The sequence below is a fragment of the Bartonella sp. AP4SXKL genome (genome assembly GCF_042195845.1).
In the GTDB taxonomy this organism is placed as follows: Bacteria; Pseudomonadota; Alphaproteobacteria; order Rhizobiales; family Rhizobiaceae; genus Bartonella.
The window spans coordinates 47,977-70,914 of record NZ_JBHIPA010000001.1 but is presented as its reverse complement, the minus strand read 5'-3'; the positions used below and the strand labels follow the sequence as shown (position 1 = coordinate 70,914).

17 protein-coding genes and 1 tRNA gene are annotated in these 22,938 nt (G+C 37.1%); 13 read left to right on the top strand and 5 right to left on the bottom strand.

All coding sequences use genetic code 11. The features are described 5' to 3' along the window. Positions 1-506: 506 nt before the first annotated feature. Positions 507-1,313: a 1-acyl-sn-glycerol-3-phosphate acyltransferase gene (locus ACFIMI_RS00285; protein ID WP_273790137.1), complete on the bottom strand. Its 807-nt coding sequence runs from the start codon at positions 1,311-1,313 to the stop codon at positions 507-509. A gap of 129 nt (positions 1,314-1,442) precedes the next feature. On the opposite strand from ACFIMI_RS00285, the gene thiD reads away from it, so the two are divergent. Then, entirely contained in the window at positions 1,443-2,297 is an 855-nt protein-coding gene (gene thiD / locus ACFIMI_RS00280; protein ID WP_375612742.1) for a bifunctional hydroxymethylpyrimidine kinase/phosphomethylpyrimidine kinase, read from the top strand. 1,718 nt (positions 2,298-4,015) lie between these two features. Here the strand turns inward: thiD and ACFIMI_RS00275 are convergent. Continuing rightward, a tRNA-Gly gene (locus tag ACFIMI_RS00275) sits at positions 4,016-4,090 on the bottom strand. 186 nt (positions 4,091-4,276) lie between these two features. Between ACFIMI_RS00275 and ACFIMI_RS00270 the strand changes: the two genes are divergently transcribed. From ACFIMI_RS00270 to ACFIMI_RS00240, 7 genes are all read left to right on the top strand, one after another. Continuing rightward, positions 4,277-5,254: an ABC transporter substrate-binding protein gene (locus ACFIMI_RS00270; RefSeq protein WP_375620923.1), complete on the top strand. Its 978-nt coding sequence runs from the start codon at positions 4,277-4,279 to the stop codon at positions 5,252-5,254. A gap of 63 nt (positions 5,255-5,317) precedes the next feature. Continuing rightward, positions 5,318-6,214 (top strand): ABC transporter permease, encoded by an 897-nt coding sequence (locus ACFIMI_RS00265; RefSeq protein WP_375612210.1) that lies wholly within the window; start codon positions 5,318-5,320, stop codon positions 6,212-6,214. Then, positions 6,207-7,001 (top strand): ABC transporter ATP-binding protein, encoded by a 795-nt coding sequence (locus ACFIMI_RS00260; RefSeq protein ID WP_375618340.1) that lies wholly within the window; start codon positions 6,207-6,209, stop codon positions 6,999-7,001. Before ACFIMI_RS00265 ends, ACFIMI_RS00260 begins: the two co-directional genes overlap by 8 nt. Positions 7,002-7,005: 4 nt before the next feature. Further along, positions 7,006-8,046, top strand: coding sequence for a DNA polymerase III subunit delta (gene holA / locus ACFIMI_RS00255; RefSeq protein ID WP_375612738.1), 1,041 nt, complete (start codon positions 7,006-7,008; stop codon positions 8,044-8,046). Positions 8,047-10,002: 1,956 nt separating this feature from the next. Then, the gene (locus ACFIMI_RS00250) at positions 10,003-10,932 is read left to right on the top strand and encodes a prephenate/arogenate dehydrogenase family protein (protein WP_375612737.1); all 930 of its coding nucleotides are present in this window, start codon (positions 10,003-10,005) and stop codon (positions 10,930-10,932) included. Between the two features lie 410 nt (positions 10,933-11,342). Continuing rightward, positions 11,343-12,197: a YihY/virulence factor BrkB family protein gene (locus tag ACFIMI_RS00245; RefSeq protein ID WP_375612736.1), complete on the top strand. Its 855-nt coding sequence runs from the start codon at positions 11,343-11,345 to the stop codon at positions 12,195-12,197. 30 nt (positions 12,198-12,227) lie between these two features. Further along, positions 12,228-12,704, top strand: a complete 477-nt coding sequence (locus ACFIMI_RS00240) for a YaiI/YqxD family protein (protein WP_375612882.1) — start codon at positions 12,228-12,230, stop codon at positions 12,702-12,704. Between the two features lie 2 nt (positions 12,705-12,706). Here ACFIMI_RS00240 and ACFIMI_RS00235 read toward each other — a convergent pair whose 3' ends face one another. Next, a complete protein-coding gene (locus ACFIMI_RS00235) occupies positions 12,707-13,402 on the bottom strand; it encodes a TlpA disulfide reductase family protein (protein WP_375692168.1) in 696 nt (231 codons plus the stop codon). Between the two features lie 32 nt (positions 13,403-13,434). Here ACFIMI_RS00235 and argH point away from each other — a divergent pair, with 32 nt between their 5' ends. The 5 genes from argH (at position 13,435) to ACFIMI_RS00210 (ending at position 19,895) form a co-directional block, all read left to right on the top strand. Further along, a complete protein-coding gene (gene argH / locus ACFIMI_RS00230; RefSeq protein WP_375612734.1) occupies positions 13,435-14,835 on the top strand; it encodes an argininosuccinate lyase in 1,401 nt (466 codons plus the stop codon). Between the two features lie 51 nt (positions 14,836-14,886). Then, positions 14,887-15,066 carry an LPS translocon maturation chaperone LptM gene (locus tag ACFIMI_RS00225; protein ID WP_375622099.1) on the top strand — a complete coding sequence of 60 codons (180 nt, stop codon included), beginning with the start codon at positions 14,887-14,889 and terminating at the stop codon, positions 15,064-15,066. Between the two features lie 8 nt (positions 15,067-15,074). Further along, positions 15,075-16,355 (top strand): diaminopimelate decarboxylase, encoded by a 1,281-nt coding sequence (gene lysA / locus ACFIMI_RS00220; RefSeq protein ID WP_375628585.1) that lies wholly within the window; start codon positions 15,075-15,077, stop codon positions 16,353-16,355. A 126-nt stretch (positions 16,356-16,481) separates the two neighbouring features. After that, a complete protein-coding gene (locus ACFIMI_RS00215) occupies positions 16,482-18,902 on the top strand; it encodes a TIGR02302 family protein (RefSeq protein WP_375692167.1) in 2,421 nt (806 codons plus the stop codon). A gap of 222 nt (positions 18,903-19,124) precedes the next feature. Continuing rightward, a complete protein-coding gene (locus ACFIMI_RS00210; RefSeq protein ID WP_375612730.1) occupies positions 19,125-19,895 on the top strand; it encodes a class I SAM-dependent methyltransferase in 771 nt (256 codons plus the stop codon). A gap of 898 nt (positions 19,896-20,793) precedes the next feature. Here the strand turns inward: ACFIMI_RS00210 and ACFIMI_RS00205 are convergent. Then, positions 20,794-21,474: a response regulator transcription factor gene (locus ACFIMI_RS00205; protein ID WP_375612729.1), complete on the bottom strand. Its 681-nt coding sequence runs from the start codon at positions 21,472-21,474 to the stop codon at positions 20,794-20,796. Positions 21,475-22,382: 908 nt separating this feature from the next. Continuing rightward, entirely contained in the window at positions 22,383-22,817 is a 435-nt protein-coding gene (locus ACFIMI_RS00200) for an EVE domain-containing protein (RefSeq protein WP_375692166.1), read from the bottom strand. Between the last annotated feature and the right edge of the window lie 121 nt (positions 22,818-22,938).

The following is a 22,938-nucleotide window of genomic DNA, read 5'->3' as shown; positions in this document are numbered from 1 at the left end:
ATACTTTTTAAATAATGAAGATTGTACAAGATTTCAGGCTCTTGGAGGGATTGAATTTCTCAGAAAGGAATGAATCTGCATAATCATGCATTTTTCTTGCTCTCCTGTTAGGATAGCCCTTGGCACTTGAGACGGTTCGTAAAAAGTATTTTAATCTTTTCTTGTATCGTTTTATTCACACGAGGTATCCCCACTTGTAATGTGCAAGAAAATAATTCTAATTGATTCAACCTAGAGTAGATTTGAAATGAGAAAATCTTACGGTATTCAGGGTTCTCATTCAAGTTGAATAACGCTAAAATATCCTTATAAATCAAAGAGATGTATGTTATTTAAATGATTTTAAAGAGAGGAAGAATTCTTTTTCAAAAAAATTTACACATTGATTATTTCTTATCATGTACATGTGTTTTATAATTTTGAATTAGAAAGTTTGAAGTATCTTTCTTATATTTTTGTTCCCTATACTCCGCTCAATATACAAAGTGATGCATTATTCTTATCAATCAGTGCATTGTTTCATGATGATTTAGTTTTTGAAGTTTCTGAACAGCGTATGGTGGCATAGGAGGAGGGGTAGGATCTTGAGCTGCTAAGAGAAGCAGTTCATCACACGCTTTTTCAGTTTTTTGGACAAGTTGATCTAGAAAATCACGTTTGCTTAAACCAGCCTCTATCGGGGGAAGAATACGGACACGAATTGTTCCAGGATAGCGGCGAAAATTATTGCGTGGCCAATATAAACCCGCATTATGTGCAATAGGAACAACTTGAAGTCCTAATTCATTATAGAGCGCGACAATTCCTGACTTATAATCTGGTTCTTGACCGGGTTGTCGGCGTGTTCCTTCGGGAAAAATCAAGATTTGGCGCCCTTGTTTTACTTTCTCTTTTGCTTTTTGTATAATCATTTTTAAGGCTTTGATGGGTGTTGTGCGGTTAATGGGGATAATTTGCGTTTTTGCCATATACCAGCCAAACAATGGAATCCACATCAATTCACGTTTTAAAATGAGAGTGGGATCATCAAAATAGGGAACAAGACTGAAAGTTTCCCAAGCCGATTGATGCTTTGGAGCAATGATGTAGGGTCCTTTGGGAAGATTTTCTAAACCTTCAATCTCATAACTTGTGCCTGCGATGTATTTTTGCAAAAAGAGTGTAACGCGCGCCCATGTTTTAGGGACAATCCATGCCTTTTTGCGGGGCATTAAAAAATAAACGGGAGCGTAAAGAATCATTTGTATGAAAGTTGTTGTATAAAAAGCGAACGTAAAAAGAATAGAACGAAGGATAAGCACTACATTTTCCATTTTATATCTATAAGAAGACTTCATATATAATATAATTCACATGAGAAAACATCTTCTTTATGTTTTTTCAAGCATCTATTTTTTCGGTAACTCATTTTCCGATATTTAAAAACAGAAGGAAAGAGGTTAATGGAATTACAAAAAGATAAACTTTTTATTCCACGGATTTTATCTATTGCGGGAACAGATCCTTCTGGTGGCGCTGGAATGCAGGCGGATTTGAAGGTTTTTTCAGCTATGAAAACTTATGGTATGAGTGTGGTTACAGCTGTTGTTGCACAAAATACTCAGGGTGTGCGTTCTTTTCAGGCATTAGATGCTTCTTTTGTTGCAGATCAAATTGATTCTGTTTTTGAGGATATCCATGTTGATGCCGTTAAAATTGGTATGGTTGCAAATGCTCAGATTGCACAGGTTATTGCAGAACGTCTTGCTTATCATAAAGCGCGTTTCATTGTTTTTGATCCGGTTATGGTTGCAAAAAGTGGTGATGTTCTTTTAAAGTCTGATGCAATTGAAATTATGCGTGATGTTCTTGTGCCGATGTCAACTTTGATCACGCCAAATTTGCCTGAAGCTGCACTGTTATTGGGGCGTGAAGTGCAATGGTCTTTAGAGACTATGTATCAATATGCTCCACGACTCTTGGCGCTAGGGTGTCATGCAGTTTTGTTAAAAGGGGGACATTTGAATACGCTGACCAAAAATAGTACAGAAAATTACGATTGTTCTAGTCCAGATCTTTATTGTGATTGTGAAAACCTTGTTATACTTGAAGCCTCTCGTCTTTCAACTACTCATGATCATGGGACAGGGTGTACCATTTCTGCTGCCATTGCAGCTCTGTTACCTACCCAACCTTTGGATTGCGCTGTTAAACAAGCAAAAGATTATTTGCATGGCGCTTTAACTGCCTCAGATGCTTTAAAAGTAGGGAAAGGGCGAGGGCCGCTTCATCATTTTTATGCATTATGGAAAGATTAATACAACGGTTGATAGTGAAAAATCTTCACTCTATGAATTTGTTTCGTCATTATATGATGTTTTGGACTTATGACTGATAAATGTTAGCGTATTGTAGCTTAACAGTTATTTTGTATTAAGAAGGATAAGAAAAAATGTTATAATTTGCTTCTTTTATATATTTTTTACGATTAATCTATCCTGTTTTAGAGGCAATTTTGAGTATAAAAAAGAGAGCAAGGAATTGTAAAATCAGGATTTGATAGCAAAAAGAGTAGAGGGAAAGACCTTTTACAAGGCGATATTAAAGCTGGCGGATCCACTATATTCGCTGTTTCTTATATTGGTGGCAAAACAGGATGAGCCAAAATCGTCATCAAAATTATTATATATCTAACATTTATATAGTTTTTGTCGGCATGGATAGGGTTTTCTAAATAGAAATTGATACTTCCTGATGAAATTATCAATGATCTTTCAGGTTATGTGGTAAATTTTTTTCGGATATTACAACGTCATTATCCTTTTTTATGGAACTGCTTTATGAAATTATTGGCGTTTCAGATGAGTAGCCATGAGGAGTTTCAACATTTAATACAGCAAGATCTAAAAACTTTTACGAATTTAGAGCGGACTTTAAGGTTTTTATATTTATAGTGATTAAGTTTTAGCGAGAAGGTAGTCGATTGCACAATCGGAGTTTCAATAGACCTGTAGCATATGGTTTAATCTTTTCAAAATTGAATTTTTATTCTGTTGTTTAGCAGAGGTTACCATTAAACATTTAAAATGGTCTGATTTTATTGTGCGCTATGACGGTTTCAATACTTTATGTTACCTTACCTTGATTTGAAGTTATGCTCCTCATGTAAAATAGAATGCATTTATATTGTTAATTCACATGTCTATTTTAAAGAGATTTCTCTCAAAGTGTGTCATATCCATTTTATAATAACGTTCGTGAATGGTCTAAAGCCTCTATGAAGTGTATAAAGCTATTATGCTTCCCATTTTTACGTTTTCAAGGTGAAAGGGGTACTCCCCTATACTATTTTAGCTCCCAATTTTGCGATAATCTTTGGTATTTCAGAGTGTTCAGAAGAAGAGTTTTTATTCCTTTCTTCAAGTGAATTTTATTGATGCCTCAATTTTTCCTGTTATGCATGAGCAGATGATTGTGAGTGATTTTAATGTATAGAGATTTGGAATGAGATAATCCTATGATATTTTAGACGCTTGCTCAATATGAATAATTATAAATTATCTTTATAAACCAAGTTATTAATTTATTTTTGTATTGAAGATTATTCTGGATAAGAATTTGTTCAAGAAAGAGGATTATCAAATGATGTCCACGCTGTTTGCACAAGTACAAGGGAACATTTCTTTTGTCTTTCAAATGATGTGCCAGAAATCCAAAAAACTTAATTTACTCTAAATAATAGGTGAAAACAGTTATTTCGTTTGAAAATAATTACAATTAGCGTGAGAGATTTTTCATCATCGACTGCGATATAGAAAAAGAAACAATACACATAAAAGACCTTTAAATGATCTTTGAAAGGTCTTTGAAGACCCTTTGAGAACCCCTTAAAAACTCTTTGAAAAAAATAAATTGGTACAAAACCTAGTGGCAAAATATACAAAACCTGCTGGCAAGCTACAGTGGCAAAATATACAAAAACCGCTGGCAAGCTACACTATAACTCCATACAAGAACGAATAAATACAAAATTCAATGGAGCGGGCGATGGGATTCGAACCCACGACCCCAACCTTGGCAAGGTTGTGCTCTACCCCTGAGCTACACCCGCTTACCGATTCGATATATGTCTTGTCTGTATGGCGTAGGCTTCTACGAATTGCAACAAAAAAATATCATTTTAGTTTGATTTATTTTGTCCATGTTTAAATAAAATGAAATAAAGATTGATTTTAGAAAATTCTTCAGTAATAGATTATTCCTTTTTTAATTTTTGCATGGAGAGGGGTGGAATATAATGTTGAAGAGAATAAATATATTAGGGATTATCATTGCAACTGTTTTTATGATGAACAGTGTTGCAAAGGCCGATGACCAAGTTAAACACGTTAAAGTTGCAATAACGCAAATTATGGTCCATCCTGCTGCGGATGCTGTTCGTAAAGGTGTGGAAGATGTGCTTGCAGCAAATGGTTATAAGCAAGGTGAAAATTTTCAACTTACCTTTTTATCAGCGCAGGGTAATATTTCAACAGCAACGCAAATTGCACGTAAATTTGTTGGTGATAAACCCGATGTTATTGTAGCAATTACCACGCCTTCAGCACAAACGATGCTTGCGGCAACAAAAACAATTCCTATCGTCTTTGCAGCAATTTCTGATCCTATCGGAGCTAAAATCGTTTCTTCACTTACCAAACCTGGCGGTAATATGACGGGGAGTTCTGATCGTATAGATGTTGCAGAAAGTGTTAGACTTTTACAAGAAGTAAAACCAGATTTGAAAAAAATTGGTTATCTTTATAATGCTTCTGAGGCAAATTCTGTTTCGACACTTAAAACGTTAAAGGATGTAGCAAAAAAAGCTGGAATTGAAATTATTCCCTCATCGGCACCAAAGCCTTCAGATGTTCAGGCAGCAACACGCGCTTTAATCGGTAAGGTCGATATTATTTTTGTTCCTGCTGATAATACGATTTTATCTGTTTTAGAAGGTGCAATAAAGGTCTCAGAGGAAGCCAATATGCCTGTATTTACTGTTGATGCTAATACTATCGGGCGTGGGCCTTTTATGACGCAAGGTGTGAATTTCTATGATGTAGGGGTTGATGCTGGGAAATTGGTTGTGCGTATTCTAAAGGGTGAAAAGCCTGGTGATATTGATGTTGTGCAGGCGGCTAATAATGACATTCGAATTGATTTGAAAGCAGCCCAAAAAGCAGGGATTATTATTCCGCAGGCAGTTATTGATCGTGCAACAAAAGTGATTCAATAACTTTTATTGATAGAGTGTTGATACAATAAAAATACGTTAAGTTTTCATGGGGATTGTCTTTACATGAATATATTTGCGTTTTCTGGTGCTGTGGAATTAGGCCTTATTTATGCGTTTGTTGCTATAGGGGTTTATCTTTCATTTCGGGTTTTAGATTTTCCTGATTTAACGGTTGATGGATCGTTTCTTCTTGGATCCTGTGTCTGTGGTGTTTTGATTCTCTTGGGTTTCAATGCATGGACAGCTATGGCATGCGCTTTTTGTGCAGGTATGGTGGCTGGTTTATTAACAGCTATGTTGAATTTGCGTTTTGGCATTTTGAATCTTTTAGCTTCTATTTTAACAATGTCGGCACTTTATACGGTTAATCTTCGTATTATGGGAATTATGGGAGGGTCTAATGTTAATTTAGCTCTTGCTGATACGGCGTTAACGCCCTTTTATAATCTGTTTGGTTTGTCTGATATTTTTGTGCGTCCTCTTTTCGTTGGTATTGTGTTGCTCGTTATGGCGTTTTTGATTTGGCGCTTTTTGGAAAGTGAAATTGGTCTTGCTATGCGTGCAATGGGAGCTAATCCACGCATGGCGACGGCGCAAGGTGTTCATACATCAGCATTGATATATTTTGGAATGGGGCTTTCCAATGCGTGTGTGGCACTTGGTGGTTCTCTTTATATTCAAACTGCGATTGCAACAGATATTACCGGTGGAATTGGAACAATTGTTTTTGGATTGGCAGCCGTGATTATCGGTGAAACTCTCTTTCGTACGCGCAATATTTTTTGGATTATAATCAGCTGTATTGTAGGGTCTGTGCTTTATCGTGTGGCGGTGCAATTTGCATTTGAAGCAAATGGCATTGGTATTGATACGTCGACAGATCTTCAGTTGATTACTTCACTGTTGGTTATTTTAACCCTTATTGTGCCACGCTATTGGAGGAGGCATAAACGTGATTGAGTTTTTTCATGTTGGGGTCACATTTAAACCGCAAACACCTTTGGAAAAACAGGCTTTAATTGATATTAACCTGAAAATTGATCAGGGTAGTTTTGTTACGGTTATTGGTTCAAATGGTGCTGGTAAATCAACTTTGCTCAGTGTTTTAGCGGGTGCAACGCTTCCTTCAACAGGGAAAGTGGTTATCAATGGACAAAATGTTTCTAGGCAATCAGTCAGTGAACGCGCTGGAAAAATTGCTTGTGTTTTTCAAGATTCGTTAGAGGGAAGTTGTGGTTCTTTAACAATTGAAGAAAATTTGGCTCTTGCTGCTCTTCGAGGAAGTCGTCGTGGTTTGCGTGCGGCTTTAAATCATGAGAAACGGCAATTTTTTCGAGAGAAAATTGCTCAATTAGGCATTGGTCTTGAAGCATATATTCATAATCCTATGGATAGTTTATCAGGTGGGCAACGCCAAGCAGTTTGTCTTGTGATGGCAACATTAGCACATGCGGATGTTTTATTGCTTGATGAACATACCTCAGCGCTTGATCCTGGAATGGCTGATTTTGTGATGCGGTTGACTGAAAAAATCGTTGAAGAGAAAAAATTAACAACTATTATGGTGACTCATTCTATGCGTCAGGCTCTTGATTATGGCGATCGTACCTTGATGTTGCATGGTGGAAAAGTGATTTTGGATGTCTGTCATGAAGAGCGGAAGGGCTTGGATGTCAATGATTTAATTGGCATGTTTCAGAAAGTTCGCGGGGAAGTTCTTGATGATGATGAACTATTAATGGATTAATAGTGTGGCTCAGAAAAAAGCACATGAAGTTGATCAGTTTCTAATGCGTTTTTCACGTGCTTTTCCTATTGTTCTCATTTATGGGCCAGATCGTGGTCTTATTTGTGAGCGTGCACAATGTTTTGCAAAACTTACACGGGTAGCAATAGAAGATCCATTTTCGACAATTCGTTTGGATGCTGCTGAAATTGATAAAGATCCTGCACGTTTAGAAAATGAAGCGCGTACGTTATCGCTTTTTGGGGGAGATCGTTTGATATGGATCTCTAATGCTGCTAACCAAAAAGGTTTTCTTGCTGCCTTAAAACTTTTAATTGAGAAACCACCAGAAGCTTGTTTTATTCTCATTGAGGCAGGGGATTTAAAAAAAGGAACAGGGTTGCGCAATGCTGTTGAAACAGCATCAAAAGCGATGGCTTTACCCTGTTTTGCCGATGATATGCGGTCTCTTGACGGTTTGATTGATGAGGTTTTAGGACAGTTTAAGAAGACTCTTTCTTTAGATGCACGTAGATGGTTGCATGAATGTTTAGGGGCGGATCGCCTTGTATCACGCAGTGAATTAGAAAAGCTTTGTCTTTACGCTGCAAATGTTCATATTACTCTTGAAGATGTGAAAGCTGTTGTAAGCGATGTCAGTGCTCTTTCTCAAGATGAAGTCATTGATGCTCTTTTATTGGGCGATATATCAGGCTTTGAAGCGCATTTTAACCGACATGCAGCAGTGCAGGGGGCACTTTTTTTAATTTTGAGTACAGCTCAAAGGCATTTTCAGCAATTACAGCTATTGCGTTATCAGGTAGAGGTTGAAGGAAATTCACCTTTTACGGTGGTTTCTCAGGCACGCCCTCCCATTTTTTTTCAACGGAAAAAGATCGTTGAACAAGCTTTAAAATATTGGAAGTTAGAACAAATTTCTTATGCAATGGAAAGAATTCAGAGTGCTGTTTTAGACAGTCGTAAAAATCCACTTTTGGGCGAAGCTATCATTCGTCAAGTTTTGTTAGGGCTTACAATTATTGCACGACGCCAGATGGCAGCTTAACAGCCTAGAAATATAATGATTTTTTATTTTTGGTATACCACAGAGGTATTTTCAGTAATTAAAACTGTTATGCTATCAAGTAGAGGTTGATGGAACTTGTATTTTTGAGGATGCATTTTAGGAGCTTGAAAGCTTGATAGAAATTTTTCTTCAAAAGAAATAGTTTATTTTCAAAAGGCCATTTTGAAACAGTTTTATTATTTTGTTGTGTCGTAAAATACTGTTTTTAGGGTAGTGATACGAGGCCCATATCAAATTTTATGTGTTCGATGTTTTTTTGTGTGGGTATTTGGTGAATATTAGGTTGGTTCATAGAGTCTTAATGGAGTAACACCCCCATGTAAAACAGAGTATCTCAAACAACAGAAGACACTTGTATGGTAGATTCATACGCTTTCTTAGAAATATTTTTCAATGCGCGTCATATCTATTTCGCGGCGGTGTTTATGAATGGTGTAGAAGTAAAGTTCCTTGTGAAGAATATAAAACCCATAGAGCAACTCTATCTTTATGCTTAATAAAAGCGCAAGTCGACACTCATTATATACTTTGCTAGCCTCTAATGTTACTACAGTTTTTAGCATTAGAGAGCGTTTTTCATCATTTTTTCTCACATGTCTTCTTGTGACGTGTAGCCAAGAGATTTTAATTGATAAGAGGGTTTGTGATGGAAGAATTTTACAGTATTCGAAGTTATGATTCAAATTGAAAAAAAGTATTATTTTTATAAATCAATGTATTATAGATTAATTGAATCACTTAAAATAGTGAGCCAGAGGAATCTTTTAGACAAGAAAATGAATTGTTTGCAGATCAGTATGAATTAAGAATCTTCATGGGATGAGAAGAAAGTCAAAATAGATTATGATGAAAACCACAGCACCTATGGGGAAACTTTTATGTTTGATACAGAGATGATTATCTTAGCAATGAATGTGTCTCATAAACAGAGCTAGTCATCGTTTATTATTAATAATTTATTATTTTTCATATTAAATCAATCAGAACAATGTCTTTTGCACGTCATAAGTGGGGGGCGTGTGGATAAAAACTGTACAAGAAAGCACTAAAAATGCCTCTTATGAATGCTCTCAAATTCCAAGGTTTTTTGCAACATTGGGGGTAGGAAAATATAATGATAGTGTTTTATTTAAGTGTGAAGAGGGTCGTGCTTAATAGATTTATAGTTATAACATTTACGAACACTGTCGTGAGATAGGCTAGGGAGCGAGATGTCTTTTAAAACAAACCCATGAATTTGTAATCCAAATTTATTCTGTTGAGGGCGTTCTGTTTTACGTGAGGGGTGTGATTCCATTAAAGGGATATTCGGTGTTTTTGTTATCAAACTTTTTCTTTATTGAGAGGGCGTGTTTTTCTCATATTTATTTGATTTACGGTATCCGGAATCGGGAGAGGAAAATGTTTTTAATGGTATCTTTTGGTATGCGTTGTTTTACGGTGTTTTCAATATTCGCGAAACTTATGTTGATGTTGTAGGTGGAGGCGCAATACGTTTTATATAGGTCTAATGTACAAATTAATGAACGTATCGGGATAATTGGAGAAGAGTTAGTGTCTGCTTACGCTTTTGATGTGTTTTTTTGTGAGTAAATTAGTAAGATAAAGTAAACTGATGGGATTTTATGTAGAGTCGTTGTTATCCTAATTGAGAGTGCATTTTATTTTGTTTCGGTGATGCGCTTTGATCAGTAATTAAGAGGGAGTTTTAGAGCGTGATGTTAGATTTCTCGTCATTTATTTTTTATGTGTTTTCTAGGTAAAGTGATCTGTTGTCAGCTTGCGCAGGTGATAATTGGTAAACTGCGTTATTCTTTATTCCCTAGTTGTCATTTTTTAATGTTTTACGCATAACTCTTGAACAAACAAACAAGAAAATTGTGATTTTACAATTAGTCTTTATTGCCATTTGCAAAGAATCTTTGAAGGTGAAAGATGCTCCATACTCAGTTTGAAAAAATAGCACTCATTGGGATCGGTCTGATTGGGTCTTCTTTAGCAAGAGTGATTAAAAAGAAAAATCTTGCGGCTCAGATTTCTATTGCAACACGTCGTCCAGAAACCCTGAAAAGAGCGCGAGAATTGGAGCTTGGGGACTTTTATACGACAGATAATGCAAAAGCTGTTGAAGGAGCAGATTTGGTTATTCTTTCTGTTCCTGTTGGGGCTAGTGCAGAAGTGGCAAAAACCATTCGTGATCATTTAAAACTTGGAGCGATTGTGAGTGATGTTGGTTCTACGAAAGCGTTGGTTATTGCGGAAATGGCACCTTTATTGCCAAAAACGGTTCATTTTATTCCAGGGCATCCAATTGCTGGAACGGAATATTCAGGACCGGATGCTGGTTTTGCTGATTTATTTATGAATCGTTGGTGTATTTTAACGCCTTTTGCGGATAGCGATGCTGCTGCTGTCGCACAATTAACAGCGTTTTGGGAAGCTTGTGGTGCGCGTGTCGAAAAGATGGAACCTAAGCATCATGATCTTGTTTTGGCTATTGTTTCACATTTACCCCATTTGATTGCGTATAATACTGTTGGGACAGCGAGTGATTTAGAAAAAGTAACAAATTCGGAAGTGATTGCTTATTCCGCTTCCGGTTTTCGTGATTTTACGCGTTTAGCATCTTCTGATCCCGTTATGTGGCGAGATATTTGTTTGCATAATAAGGATGCTATTTTAGAAATGTTGAGCCGTTTTAGTGAGGGGCTTGCTTTTTTAGAACGGGCAATTCATTTAGGAGATGGTGAGACACTGTTTAACTTTTTTACACGTACGCGTGCTGTACGCCGCAATATTATTGATGCTGGACAGGAAATTGATGCTCCTGATTTTGGGCGTCAGAATGTTTCTAAAAAAGGGTGAGTAAAAACAAGAGGTTTTTGTTGAATTTCGTTGGTTTTTTCTAAAAACCGATAAGAAGTTTTTTCTCTACTCAGTCATAGATTGCAATAAAAAAGAGTGGCGATTGCTCCGATATAGATAACCATGACTTCAAAAGGTTTTATGTGTGCACGATCATCTTGCTTAGTTCTCTATAGGGCATATGATGTACAGAAGAGGTTACTGATCTGTAGAAGTAACAAAAAAATGAGGTCGTTGTAGAACTTCATAGAGTGGGTTATTGTTTTTGTTTTGGTATAAAGTCGGGCTTGACCGTATTGATTATTGACCGTTATATTGCAACATTGCAAAATGTTTATTTGCAGAGTTTTGATGATTTTTATAAAACTTGAAATAGACTGAGGAAGAGTTTTACCAGAAAGTATTGAGTTTTGTTAAAAAATATCTTTTGGTATAGCTATCGTATTTTGTGTGACGCAGTAAGTCATTATTGGCGTGATAATGGGAGTGCTTTTGCAAGCCATGTTGCGCTATCGGGGCTTTTAGCATTTTTCCCTTTTTTTATTTTTGGAACATCTTTTGCTCGTTTTCTAGGTGCTTTTACTTATACACCGCAAAAAATTAAAGCACTGGTGCAGTTATTGCCTGATGTTATTGCAGAGCCTTTATCTCAGGAAATTGTTAATGTTTTAACCATTCATCGAGGAGGTGTGTTGACGCTTTCTGTCATTGGAGCGGCTTATTTTGCTTCTAATGGGATAGAGGCTTTGCGTACGGCTTTAAATAAAGCTTACCGTGTTACTGATCGACGGAGTTTGTTATTTTGTCGTTTTCAAAGTCTGTTTTTTGTAATCCTTGGAGCTGTTGGTCTTGTTGTGATTAGTTTTTTATTGATTCTGGCGCCTTTGTTGATCAAAATTATGCAAAATCATTCTTTTTTTATGACTGAATATATTGCTGTTATTCGTGTATGGCGTTATACAGTTGCAATCGTTATTTTGTTTATCAGTCTTTTGATTGTTCATAAATGGCTTCCAGCAGGGCGGCGGAAAATTATAGATATTTTACCAGGAATAGTGGTGACAATGTTTATATGGTTTATGGCTTCTATCGCTTTTGCGCAATATTTAACGATGTTTGATTATATTTCTACCTATGCAGGGTTGGCATCTATTATGGTTGCTATTATTTTTCTGTACATATTGAGTGCAATTTTTATTTTGGGAGGAGAAATAAACGCGGCGATAATGTTTTATCGCAAGGATTTGCAACATTCAGATAAATGAAAGAGCTTATTATTGCTTGAAAGCCAAGGTATGATTATCCCAATAAAGCCTGCTATCACTTTGTTGATTGATGCAGATGCTTGTCCTGTAAAAGATGAAGTTTATCGTGTGATGAATCGTTATCAGCTTAAGACATTTGTTGTGGCAAATCGTTCTTTGTCCCTTCCAGATGAAGCACTCATTGAAAGAGTGGTCGTTGCTGGTGAATTCAATGGTGCTGATGATTGGATCGTAGAACATGTGCATGAGGCAAGTATCGTTATTACCAGTGATATTCCTTTAGCAGCGCGGGTTGTGCAAGCTGGGGGTTTTTGTCTTTCGCCAACGGGGCGTATTTTTGATGTAAATTCAATTGGTCAGGCTTTGGCGATGCGCAATTTGATGGAAGATTTGCGTGGACAGGGCAGTATAATAGGTGGTCCCCGTCCTTTTTCTCGTAAAGACCGTTCTGCTTTTTTGTCAGCACTGGATCTTGTTATACAACGTTTAAAAAGACGCGGTTATTAAAGTTATAGGGCTTCTTTAATGACTGCTTTTATAAGTGCTTTGGCATCGTCATTGGCCCATGGAGCTGCACCATTGAAGGAAGCAATGAGATATCCCTCTTTATCAATGAGCAATGTAATGGGGAGTCCTAAAGCGAGCCCCTGTTTTCTAACATTGTTGAAAATATCCATTGTTTTATCGCGATAGTAAAGCAAATTATCTGAATGAATATTCTGTAAAAATTGCTGAATTTTTTCAGGAGAAGCAGTTTTATCGATATTTATAGCTATGACATCAAAGTTTTCTCCACCTAATTCACGTTTTAATTGCGCAAGTTCAGGCATTTCTGTGCGGCAAGGTGCACACCAAATAGCCCATAGATTGACCAGCATTGGTTTTCCGATAAATTCGCTGAGTGTGTGCTCTTTTCCTAGAATATCCTTGAAAGAGAGTTTATTCATATCTGAGGGCGTATCAGCAAATCGTATGTGGCTAAAAAAGCCTTTTGCTGCTTTTCGTATCGCCATCATTTTTTCTGCTCGTGCTTTATCAGTATTTATTTCTTGTGCTTGTGCTGCTGAAATGAAATTGAAAAGAAAAAACTCTCTTTTGGTATCGTAGTTTATGGTTGCGTATAAACTCAATGCAATGATAAAGAATGCAAGGGAAAGTTGCCTTTTTTTATTGTTTTTTTTGCTGATGAAAATTTGAAAAATCATAATTTTGTCCTTTGGATGGGTGTTTTCAGAATATGACAGATGAGAAGTTAAAGAACCAAATGTGGGGTGGTCGGTTTGCGGCAGGCCCTGCTGCAATTATGGAAGAAATTAATGCTTCTATTGATTTTGATCAAAAACTTTATCGACAAGATATTGAAGGTTCTCTTTCTCATGCAGCTATGTTAGCGCAAACGAAAATCATTTCACAATCAGATTATGAAAAAATTGTTCATGGTTTGAAACTTATTCGCCAAGAAATTGAAGACGGTAAATTTGTTTTTTCACGAAAGCTTGAAGATATTCATATGAATATTGAAGCGCGGCTGAGCGAATTGATAGGTCCTGTAGCTGGGCGTTTGCATACGGCGCGTTCACGCAATGATCAAGTTGCTGTTGATTTTCGCTTGTGGGTACGTGAAGCAACGCAAAAGATAGCACAAGCTTTAAAAGGATTGATAGAGCAATTACTTATTCGCGCAGAACAACATGTTGATACCTTTATGCCAGGCTTTACGCATTTACAATTGGCTCAACCCGTAACATTGAGTCATTATATGATGGCTTATGTTGAAATGTTTGGTCGAGATTTATCGCGGATGCGTGATGCTCTTGAGCGAATGAATGAATCGCCTTTAGGGGCGGCTGCTTTAGCGGGGACAGGCTTTCCAATTGACCGTTTTATGACAGCAAAAGCGCTAGGCTTTCGCGAACCTACACGCAATTCAATTGATAGTGTTTCAGATCGTGACTTTGCATTGGAATTTTTAAGCGCTGGCGCTCTTTGTGCAACACATCTTTCACGTTTAGCAGAAGAAATAATTCTTTGGTCAAGTGAACAGTTTTGTTTTATTCATTTATCAGATGCTTTTTCAACAGGGTCTTCCATTATGCCACAAAAGAGAAATCCTGATGCGGCAGAGTTAGTACGAGCGAAAGCAGGTCGATTGAATGGTGCACTTATGGGATTGTTAACGGTGATGAAAGGATTACCGCTTGCTTATTCAAAGGATATGCAAGAAGATAAGGAATATGTGTTTGATGGGGCTTTGAGTTTGGAATTATCACTAGCAGCAATGACAGGGATGATTGCTGATTTGAAAGTGAATAAAAAAGCCATGAAACAAGCAGCGGATTTAGGGTATGCAACAGCTACAGATTTTGCGGATTGGCTTGTACGCAATTTAGGGATTCCTTTTCGCGAAGCACATCACATCACAGGGTGTGCTGTGGCATTGGCAGAAAAAAAACAGTGTCGCCTTCATGATTTATCATTAGATGAACTTCAAGCAATTTGTCCTGATATCAATGCGACACTTTTTGATGTTTTGACCGTTGAAAAATCTGTTGAAAGTCGTAAAAGCTTTGGGGGAACAGCGCCTTCAGAGGTTCTTCGGCAAATTGCGTATTGGAAAAAGCGTCTCGTGAGCGCTTGAGTGATTGTATTTTAAAGGTAACAAAGAGATCGAGATGAGGAAAGAGGACAGATGAAAATTATATTAAAGGGGTTGATAATTGTCCTTTTTGGGGGCTTGGGTATCGTTGGGTGTGGGCGTAAAGGGTCATTAGAGTTACCTCCTTCAACAGGAGTGAATTCTTCACAAGGAACTTTTGTTTCTCAAGGTAAAACAGATAAACCTTTTATTCTTGATCGGTTAATACAATAGGAATTTTTATGCGTTTTTTTTCTTATCATCAGGGTGTGCTTCACGCTGAAGGTCTTTCTCTTTTGGAACTTGCGCGAGAAGTTGAAACACCTTTTTATTGTTATTCAGCTAGCGCAATCGTTGCACATTTTAAAGATTATCAGAATGCATTTCATGATATGCCGAGTTTAATTGCTTATGCGGTTAAAGCGAATTCCAATCAAGCAGTTTTACAACTTTTAGCTAACAATGGAGCGGGAGCTGATGTGGTCTCAGAAGGGGAATTACGGCGTGCACTTGCTGTTGGTATTCCTGCGCAGAATATTGTTTATTCTGGTGTTGGTAAAACAGTGAGAGAAATAGATTTTGCTCTTGCACAAGATATTTATTGTTTTAACGTTGAATCAGAGCCAGAACTTGAACAATTATCGGCGCGGGCTGCTGCGCTTTCAAAAACGGCTCGTATTTCTTTACGCATTAATCCTGATGTGGATGCTAAGACTCACAAGAAAATTACAACAGGTAAGTCTGAGAATAAATTTGGTATTCCACTGTCTTTGGCGGGTGATGTATATAAAAAAGCAGCTCAATTGCCTGGTCTTCATGTGTGTGGTGTTGATCTCCATATTGGCAGTCAAATTTGTGATTTAAAACCGTTTGAAGATGCATTTGTTATTGTTGCAGATTTTGTGCGTCAATTATGGAATAATGGTTATGCGATAACCCATATCGATATTGGGGGCGGGCTTGGTATTCCTTATGGTTATGAGAAGCATCCAGTACCTTCTCCTTTTGAGTATGCAGCACTGGTAAAGAAACATATTGCGCCTTTAGGGATCAATATTATCCTAGAACCTGGGCGTAGTATTGTTGGTGAAGCCGGTGTGTTGGTGACATCGGTTGTGTATTTTAAAAAGGGGGAAGGACGAAATTTTGTTATTGTTGATGCGGCGATGAATGATTTCATGCGTCCAACGCTTTATGATGCGTGGCAAAATGTAATGCCAGTGAAAAAAACACCAATAGATGCCCCTCTGATTAATGCTGATATTGTCGGTCCTATTTGTGAAACTGGTGATTATTTAGGTTTGGAACGTTCTTTACCAGTGTTAAAAGCGGGTGATGTTTTGATGTTAACAGGAGCAGGGGCTTATGGCGCAGTGATGGCAAGCACTTATAATAGTCGACTTTTGGTGCCGGAAGTTCTGGTTCAGGATACGCGTTATGCAGTCATTCGTCCACGCCTTGATTATGCACAATTGATAGGCTGTGATCATATTCCAGATTGGATTGAGCCCAAATTAGATTGAGCATTATTAAATATTTTGGGTCTTATTTTTACTAAACTTTGATGAAACAATTTATTTTCTAGAAATTGTTTTGTATGGGGTTTATGATCTTAATGCACCACGATAAAAGGGGATAAATGCTTGTTTATGAAAAATAAAAACATCAAAGGTTTTGCAATGAAGCTTTTGTGTGTGCGCATTTTGATGTGGGGGATCCTTTCATTTGAACGGATGTGGGTACGGTTGTTGCCATTTTTCCTCGTTCTTAGTCTCTTTTGTTCGTTTAGCTGGTTGGGACTTTTTGGTATTTTGGGCTATTGGTCACATTTGCTCTTACTTGGGGTTATACTTATTTGTGCTGGGGCGAGTTTATTTTTTCTTATTCGTTTTCGGTTTCCCACAATGCGGGAAGTAAATTGCCGCCTTGAACGCGTTAATGATCTTAGACACCAGCCTTTGAATATTCAGACAGATCGTTTATGTTCTGAAAATGATGAAGATTTTAGTGCTGTTATTTGGCATGAACATCAACGCCGAATGGCAAAGCAATTATACCATTTAAAAACTGGATTTATCTCTCTTAATAGTGCGGATTATGATCCTTTAGCTTTGAGGGCTTTGTGTGCTCTTCTTTTTGTGTGCGCTTTTAGTTTTTCTTTTGGTTCACAAGGGGGGCGTTTGGCTGATGCCTTTGATTTTCGTCCTATCGTTGATGAAAAACTCATGCGGATTGATGCTTGGGTAACACCACCTGCTTATACCGGTGTGGCACCGATTTATTTGACAAAAGATGAGAAAACACAACTAGAAATCCCTGAAGGGAGTAATGTTGTTGTGCGTGTTGTCAATGGGGCTGGCATTACAGTAAAAGCAAAGTCTGTAGAAGATGGGAGGGAAGTTTCGTTTTCAGAGAAAACGGAACAAACAGCTTTGAATGATCCAATTGTTCATTTTGAAACACATTTAAAGCATCCAATAAATTTATTTGTATCATCACGTCGTAAAAAACAGCAATGGCATTTGCAGATAATTAAGGACACGCTTCCAACAATTCATTGGTTGGAAAAACCAGGGAGGATTTTAACGGGATCATTGGAGTTACGATATGTGGTGGATGATGATTATGGTGTGACAAAGGCTTTTGTTGAAATAGAGCCTTTTCTTCCTCAGAATAAAAGTGCTTCTTCTCTTTATAATGCTCCGGAAATAGAACTTCTTCTTCCGCGTGGTGGAAAGGGGAAAATGCGAATGGTACAGGATATATCAGCGCATCCATGGGCGGGTTCGCAAGTCAAAATTACTTTGGTGGCAGAAGATGGTGCGGGGCAGAAAGGGCGTAGCAAAACTTTTGTTATGATATTACCACAGCGTGTTTTTTCGAATCCTGTTGCACGCGCAGTGGTTGAACTGCGTCGTTTATTAGCTCTTAATCCTTTAGCGCGAGAGCGGGTACTTGATATGCTTTCTGCTTTGCTTGTACGTCCAGAAAAGGGGTTGCAAAATGCATCGCATTTTATTGTTCTACAAAGTGCGTGGACAAGACTTTCTTTAGCACAAACAGACGAGGATTTGCGCGATGTGGTGGATTATTTATGGCAAATTGCTTTGGGTATTGAAGGCAATCAACTTGAATCCGTGCAAAAAAAGTTAAAACAAGCACAAGCTGCTTTACGTGATGCATTGCGTTACGGTGCTTCAGCGGCAGAAATTGAACGGCTTATGGCAGATTTACGTCAAGCTATGGATGAGTATATTCGTGCTTTGGCTGAAAAAGCACCGGATAGTCAAGTTTCTAAAAGCTCAAAAAGTCCTAATCTTTCTGAATCTACATTACAAGAAAAGCTAAATTTAATTGAGGAAATGGCTAAAACGGGCTCTTCTTTAGCAGCTGAACAACTCTTGGCGGAAGTTGAACAGACGCTTGATCATTTGCATGTGCAAAAAGGCAATCAAAATGAGGGAGAAAAAAGCCAATCTGCACAAATGAAAGAAAAGATGGACCAGCTTGGAGATTTAATGCGTCGTCAGCAAGAAATTCTCAATGAAACACATCAGTTAGAGATGGAACAAAAACGCGGAGAAAATGTACCGGAAACACAAAAAAAATCTTTAAAAAAACGTCAAGCTGAATTGCAATCTGAATTATCAACATTAGAAAAAGAATTATCAGAACAAGGATTTGAAACAGGGGGGGCGTTGAAAAGGGCAGAAGAAAAAATGAATTCTGCGGAAAATGCTCTTGATAATGGAAATCATCAGGTATCTATACAAAATCAGTCTGATGCTTTGGAATCTTTGAGGCAAGGTGCACAAAATGTTTTGAAAAAAATGCGCGAAACACTTAAAGAAACGGGAGATGATCAAAATGCTGATTTTGGTCCTAAAGATCCGTTAGGACGTCCACTTTCTTCAACAACAGATGAAGAACAAGAAGGCGAGGCACTACCACAAGAAAGTGATCAAATGCGTACGCGGCAGATTTTGGATGAAATTCGCAAACGTCTTGGTAAAGAGCATCTTTCAGAAGAAGAAAAAAACTATCTTGAAAGATTGCTTCATTTTAATTAACCAGTGTTGGCTTTTTTCTTAATTGATGTCAAAAACAGTATATGAAGAACCTCTATGGGGTTTATCTCCAAAAAAATGATTAAAGTGCTTGTAAGGCAATAATCATCCTATTGTACTGATTTTTTAATCATTTAAGTTTAAAATATGCAATATTGAAATGTTCGCTATTGCGGAAAAAAAGCAGAAGTCCATATAGGTTTGGTATATGAAAATCTGTAATGTTTGAAATTTGTTTCTACATGGTATGTTGAGTTGGATATCGTTACGCTGAAAGATTTTTATGCTTCTGCACTTGGACTGCGTGTGCAAAAAACGCTGTGTGACCAATTGAATTTATGGTGGCCTGATCTTACGGATAAACGGATTATGGGATTGGGTTATGCACTTCCTTATCTTTCTACATTGCGTGAACGTGCCCAACAATGTTTTGCTTTTATGCCAGCTTCTCAGGGTGTTTCGCCTTGGCCTTGTTCTGAGCAAGTTGCTACAGCGCTTGTTTTTGAAGAAGATTTGCCACTTCCTGATGCGTCAGTTGACTGTATTTTATTGGTACATGCATTAGAATATACAGAAAATTCATTTGAAACGTTGAATGAAATATGGCGTGTTTTAGCACCCAATGGCCACTTGATCGTTATTGTACCTAATCGCTCTGGCTTTTGGGCGCGCAATATTACTACGCCCTTTGGTTATGGCGAACCCTATAGTCGGCAACAAATTACTCGTTTGTTCGAAAAAACAAATTTTGTTTCTGGACCAATACAAGAAATTGTACACTATATGCCCTCTACGGGGTATTTTTCGCGGTTGCTCTCATTTTTTTACGAGCCATTTGCTCGCTATCTTTTGCCTTATTTTGGTGGACTCTTAATGTGTCAGGCACAAAAACGTGTTTATCAGGGTTTGCTCGTACAGCGTCGTCAGTCGCGACGTATTTTTATTCCTGCTTTATCACCACAGACAAGAAATATTTTAATTTATAAAGATAATTAATCATTTTGTCATTGTCATAAGAATCGCAAATATAGAGGCATTCTCTTATTTCAATTTTTTGCATTTACAATTAAAAAATATTCTTTTGTACATTAATATGTGGAATTGGTATGTGAATAAAAATCTCAAGTATCTATATACCGAACCATATTTCATGAATAGTGGAAACATTTTAAAAGAAAAAAATGCTGGTATCTTCGTAAACGTAAAAATAGCAGAGTCCAAGAGATCTTACATAATATGGTTTATGGTGGTAAAAACTGTACAAGGAAGGATTACAATGCTTCTTATAAACCATCTCAAGTATCAAGGGCTCCTCTGCAACATCAAGATCTAACATAAGTGTGATGGTGCTGGCTTGTTCTTTTATAAGCGTAAAGATGGTGGTGCCCAGTGGCTTTATCGTTAGGATAAACATTTAGCGTTATATCATGAATTATATAACCTCTTAAGAGGAGATAAAGTCATAAAGAATGGAGGAAAACTATAAAGATAAAAAACATCTCTCAAGTTAGGTTAGTGAATGTGAGATAAAGCAGTGCGTGGAGCGGTTTTTCTGAAAAAAATAATCATAAATAGCACTCATCTAAAGATGATAGTTATGATCAAGAATGTTGCTAAAAGATATCACGATTATTTATATGCGAAACATATTAAAAACTTTAGAAAGAACAAAAGCATGTGAAACAGAAGTTACAAAGTATATCGTGAGGGTTGAAAGCATTTTTGTTTTTGGTTCTCATGTTGGAATATTTCGTTTTTTATTCATAATGTTATATATTTTGTCATAAGAGTAAGTTCTATGTAATAGCATTCGAATTATATGCGAAGGTTTTTTCATCTCGTTTCTGTTTTCATTTAGAATATTAAAATTATTTTTGAAACAGAAAATCTCGAATTAAAGATTTAAACGGTAACCATTTTGATCTGTTATGAGAATTTGCGCATTGGAGGGATCGTTTTCGATTTTTTGTCGCAAACGATAGATATGGGTTTCTAAAGTATGGGTGATAATATTTTCATTATATCCCCAAACTTGTTCTAACAATGTTTCACGGCTGACAATTTTATCATTGGCATGATAGAGACATTTAAGGATCGCTGCTTCTTTTTCTGTGAGACAGATTTTATTGTTGCATTGATCAAGAAGAAGTTTTTGTCTTAGTTTAAAAGTATAGGGACCAATATGAAAGGTTGCGTCTTCATTTTGTTCATATTGGCGCAACTGTGCTCGAATTCTCGCTAATAACACCGCAAAGCGAAAGGGTTTTGTTACATAATCATTGGCGCCTGTTTCAAGATCTAAAATATTATCACAGTCTGTATCATAATTTATTATCATGATAATGGGGGCACGAAATCCTTGGGTGCGTAATTGTTTAACGGCTTTGTAGCCATCAAGATCAGGAAGTTGAAATCCCAAAATAGTGAGATCAATATTTTTTTCTTGGATTATTCTCATTCCCGCTTCTGCTGTTTTTGCTTGGAAAATTTTAAACTCTTGATGCATTTGCAATTGTTCTACTAAAATAGGGCGTAGATCATCGTCTTCAACGATTAAAAGAGTATAGTGGTTCATGTTTTTCCTTATAGGCATGTTGATGCACTGATTGATATAGTTTCATGAAAAATAAGATTTCATGCAAGAAAAATTAAAAGAGGAAAATTAAAAAAGAGCGCTTCTAAAAAATAAACTTTTATAATTTCTAATGGTTGCTTGCTGAAAAGACGGTATTCCGTCTGCAGGGTATTTTACGTGTTGGTTGGAAGCGTTTTTTTATGTTCTAGAACGTGTTTTAGCTATTGAGTGTCATCATCTTTACGCTTTATGGAGAAACAAGGTGTGGCACTATCATTCACTTTGCCAGCTCGTGGGTGTTGCGGACAGTTCTTGGCACTTGAGACGATTCATAGGAGGAATTTTTAGTCCTTTCTTTCACGGTTTTTTCCATATGGGACTTTCTCCGTTTAGAATGTGCAAGCAAATAGCCTTTGATTGATTCAATATAAACAGGTTGGGAATGAGAGAATCCTGCGGTATGAGGCGCACTCGTCCAACATGCAAAACAATGAACACGCAATATGATGCGTTTTTTAGGCGTGAAGAGAATTGTGCAACACCTAGAACATATGCACTGTTTAGGAGAACTTCACGATCGTTTTTATTGTTTTTATTCACGTTCAGTTTTGTTTTTTTGTTGCATTTGTGTGCGAAGGGGATTGAGTGTTATGTTCGTGGTGTTGCTTATTATAATCGTTGAGCAAGCTTTGCCTTTAGCAATGCCGAAAAGATGCATCATAAAGAGGTTTTTTGTGTAATTTGGAAGGAGACTGTATTGAGAAAGAGTGCAGGATAAAAAATGACAAAGAAAAATATCATATTTATGCATTTAGCATGAGAATACCTCAACAGAAGGGGGTGTTGAGCTTATTCTTCTGCGCTATGAAGCATCTTTTTATATGAGTTAATGAATAAAAATTATTGTTTTAAGATAAAAGCATTTCCTCCTTAAGGTTGCCCATCAAACAGACTTCTTTCCATTCATCTTCTGTTACGGGTTGCACTGATAAGCGGCTGGCTTTGACCAGCGCCATATTTGCTAGTTTGGGATTGGCTTTAATTTGTTTTAATAAAACAGGTGTTGGCATGTCACAAAGTGCACGGATATCCACACATTCCCAGCGTGGATCAGAGCTTGTAGAATCAGGGTGCGCTTCAGTACATATTTCTACAATTCCTACAATTTCTAAACCTTTATTTGAATGATAAAAAAAACCTTTATCGCCATATTTCATAGCGCGCATATTATTACGGGCTTGATAATTGCGTACACCATCCCATTGTTCGCCATTAACTCCTTTTTTCTTTTGCATCTCCCATGACCATTTATGGGGTTCAGATTTAAAAAGCCAATAAGCCATGAGTTCTCCTTTTTCATAGACTGTTATGCATTTTTATAAGTATCTTTGTAATACCATCAACGATGATTTTTAAAATGGGGTAAAGAACGGCTATTATCTGTTTTTTCTTGTTTCAAAATAA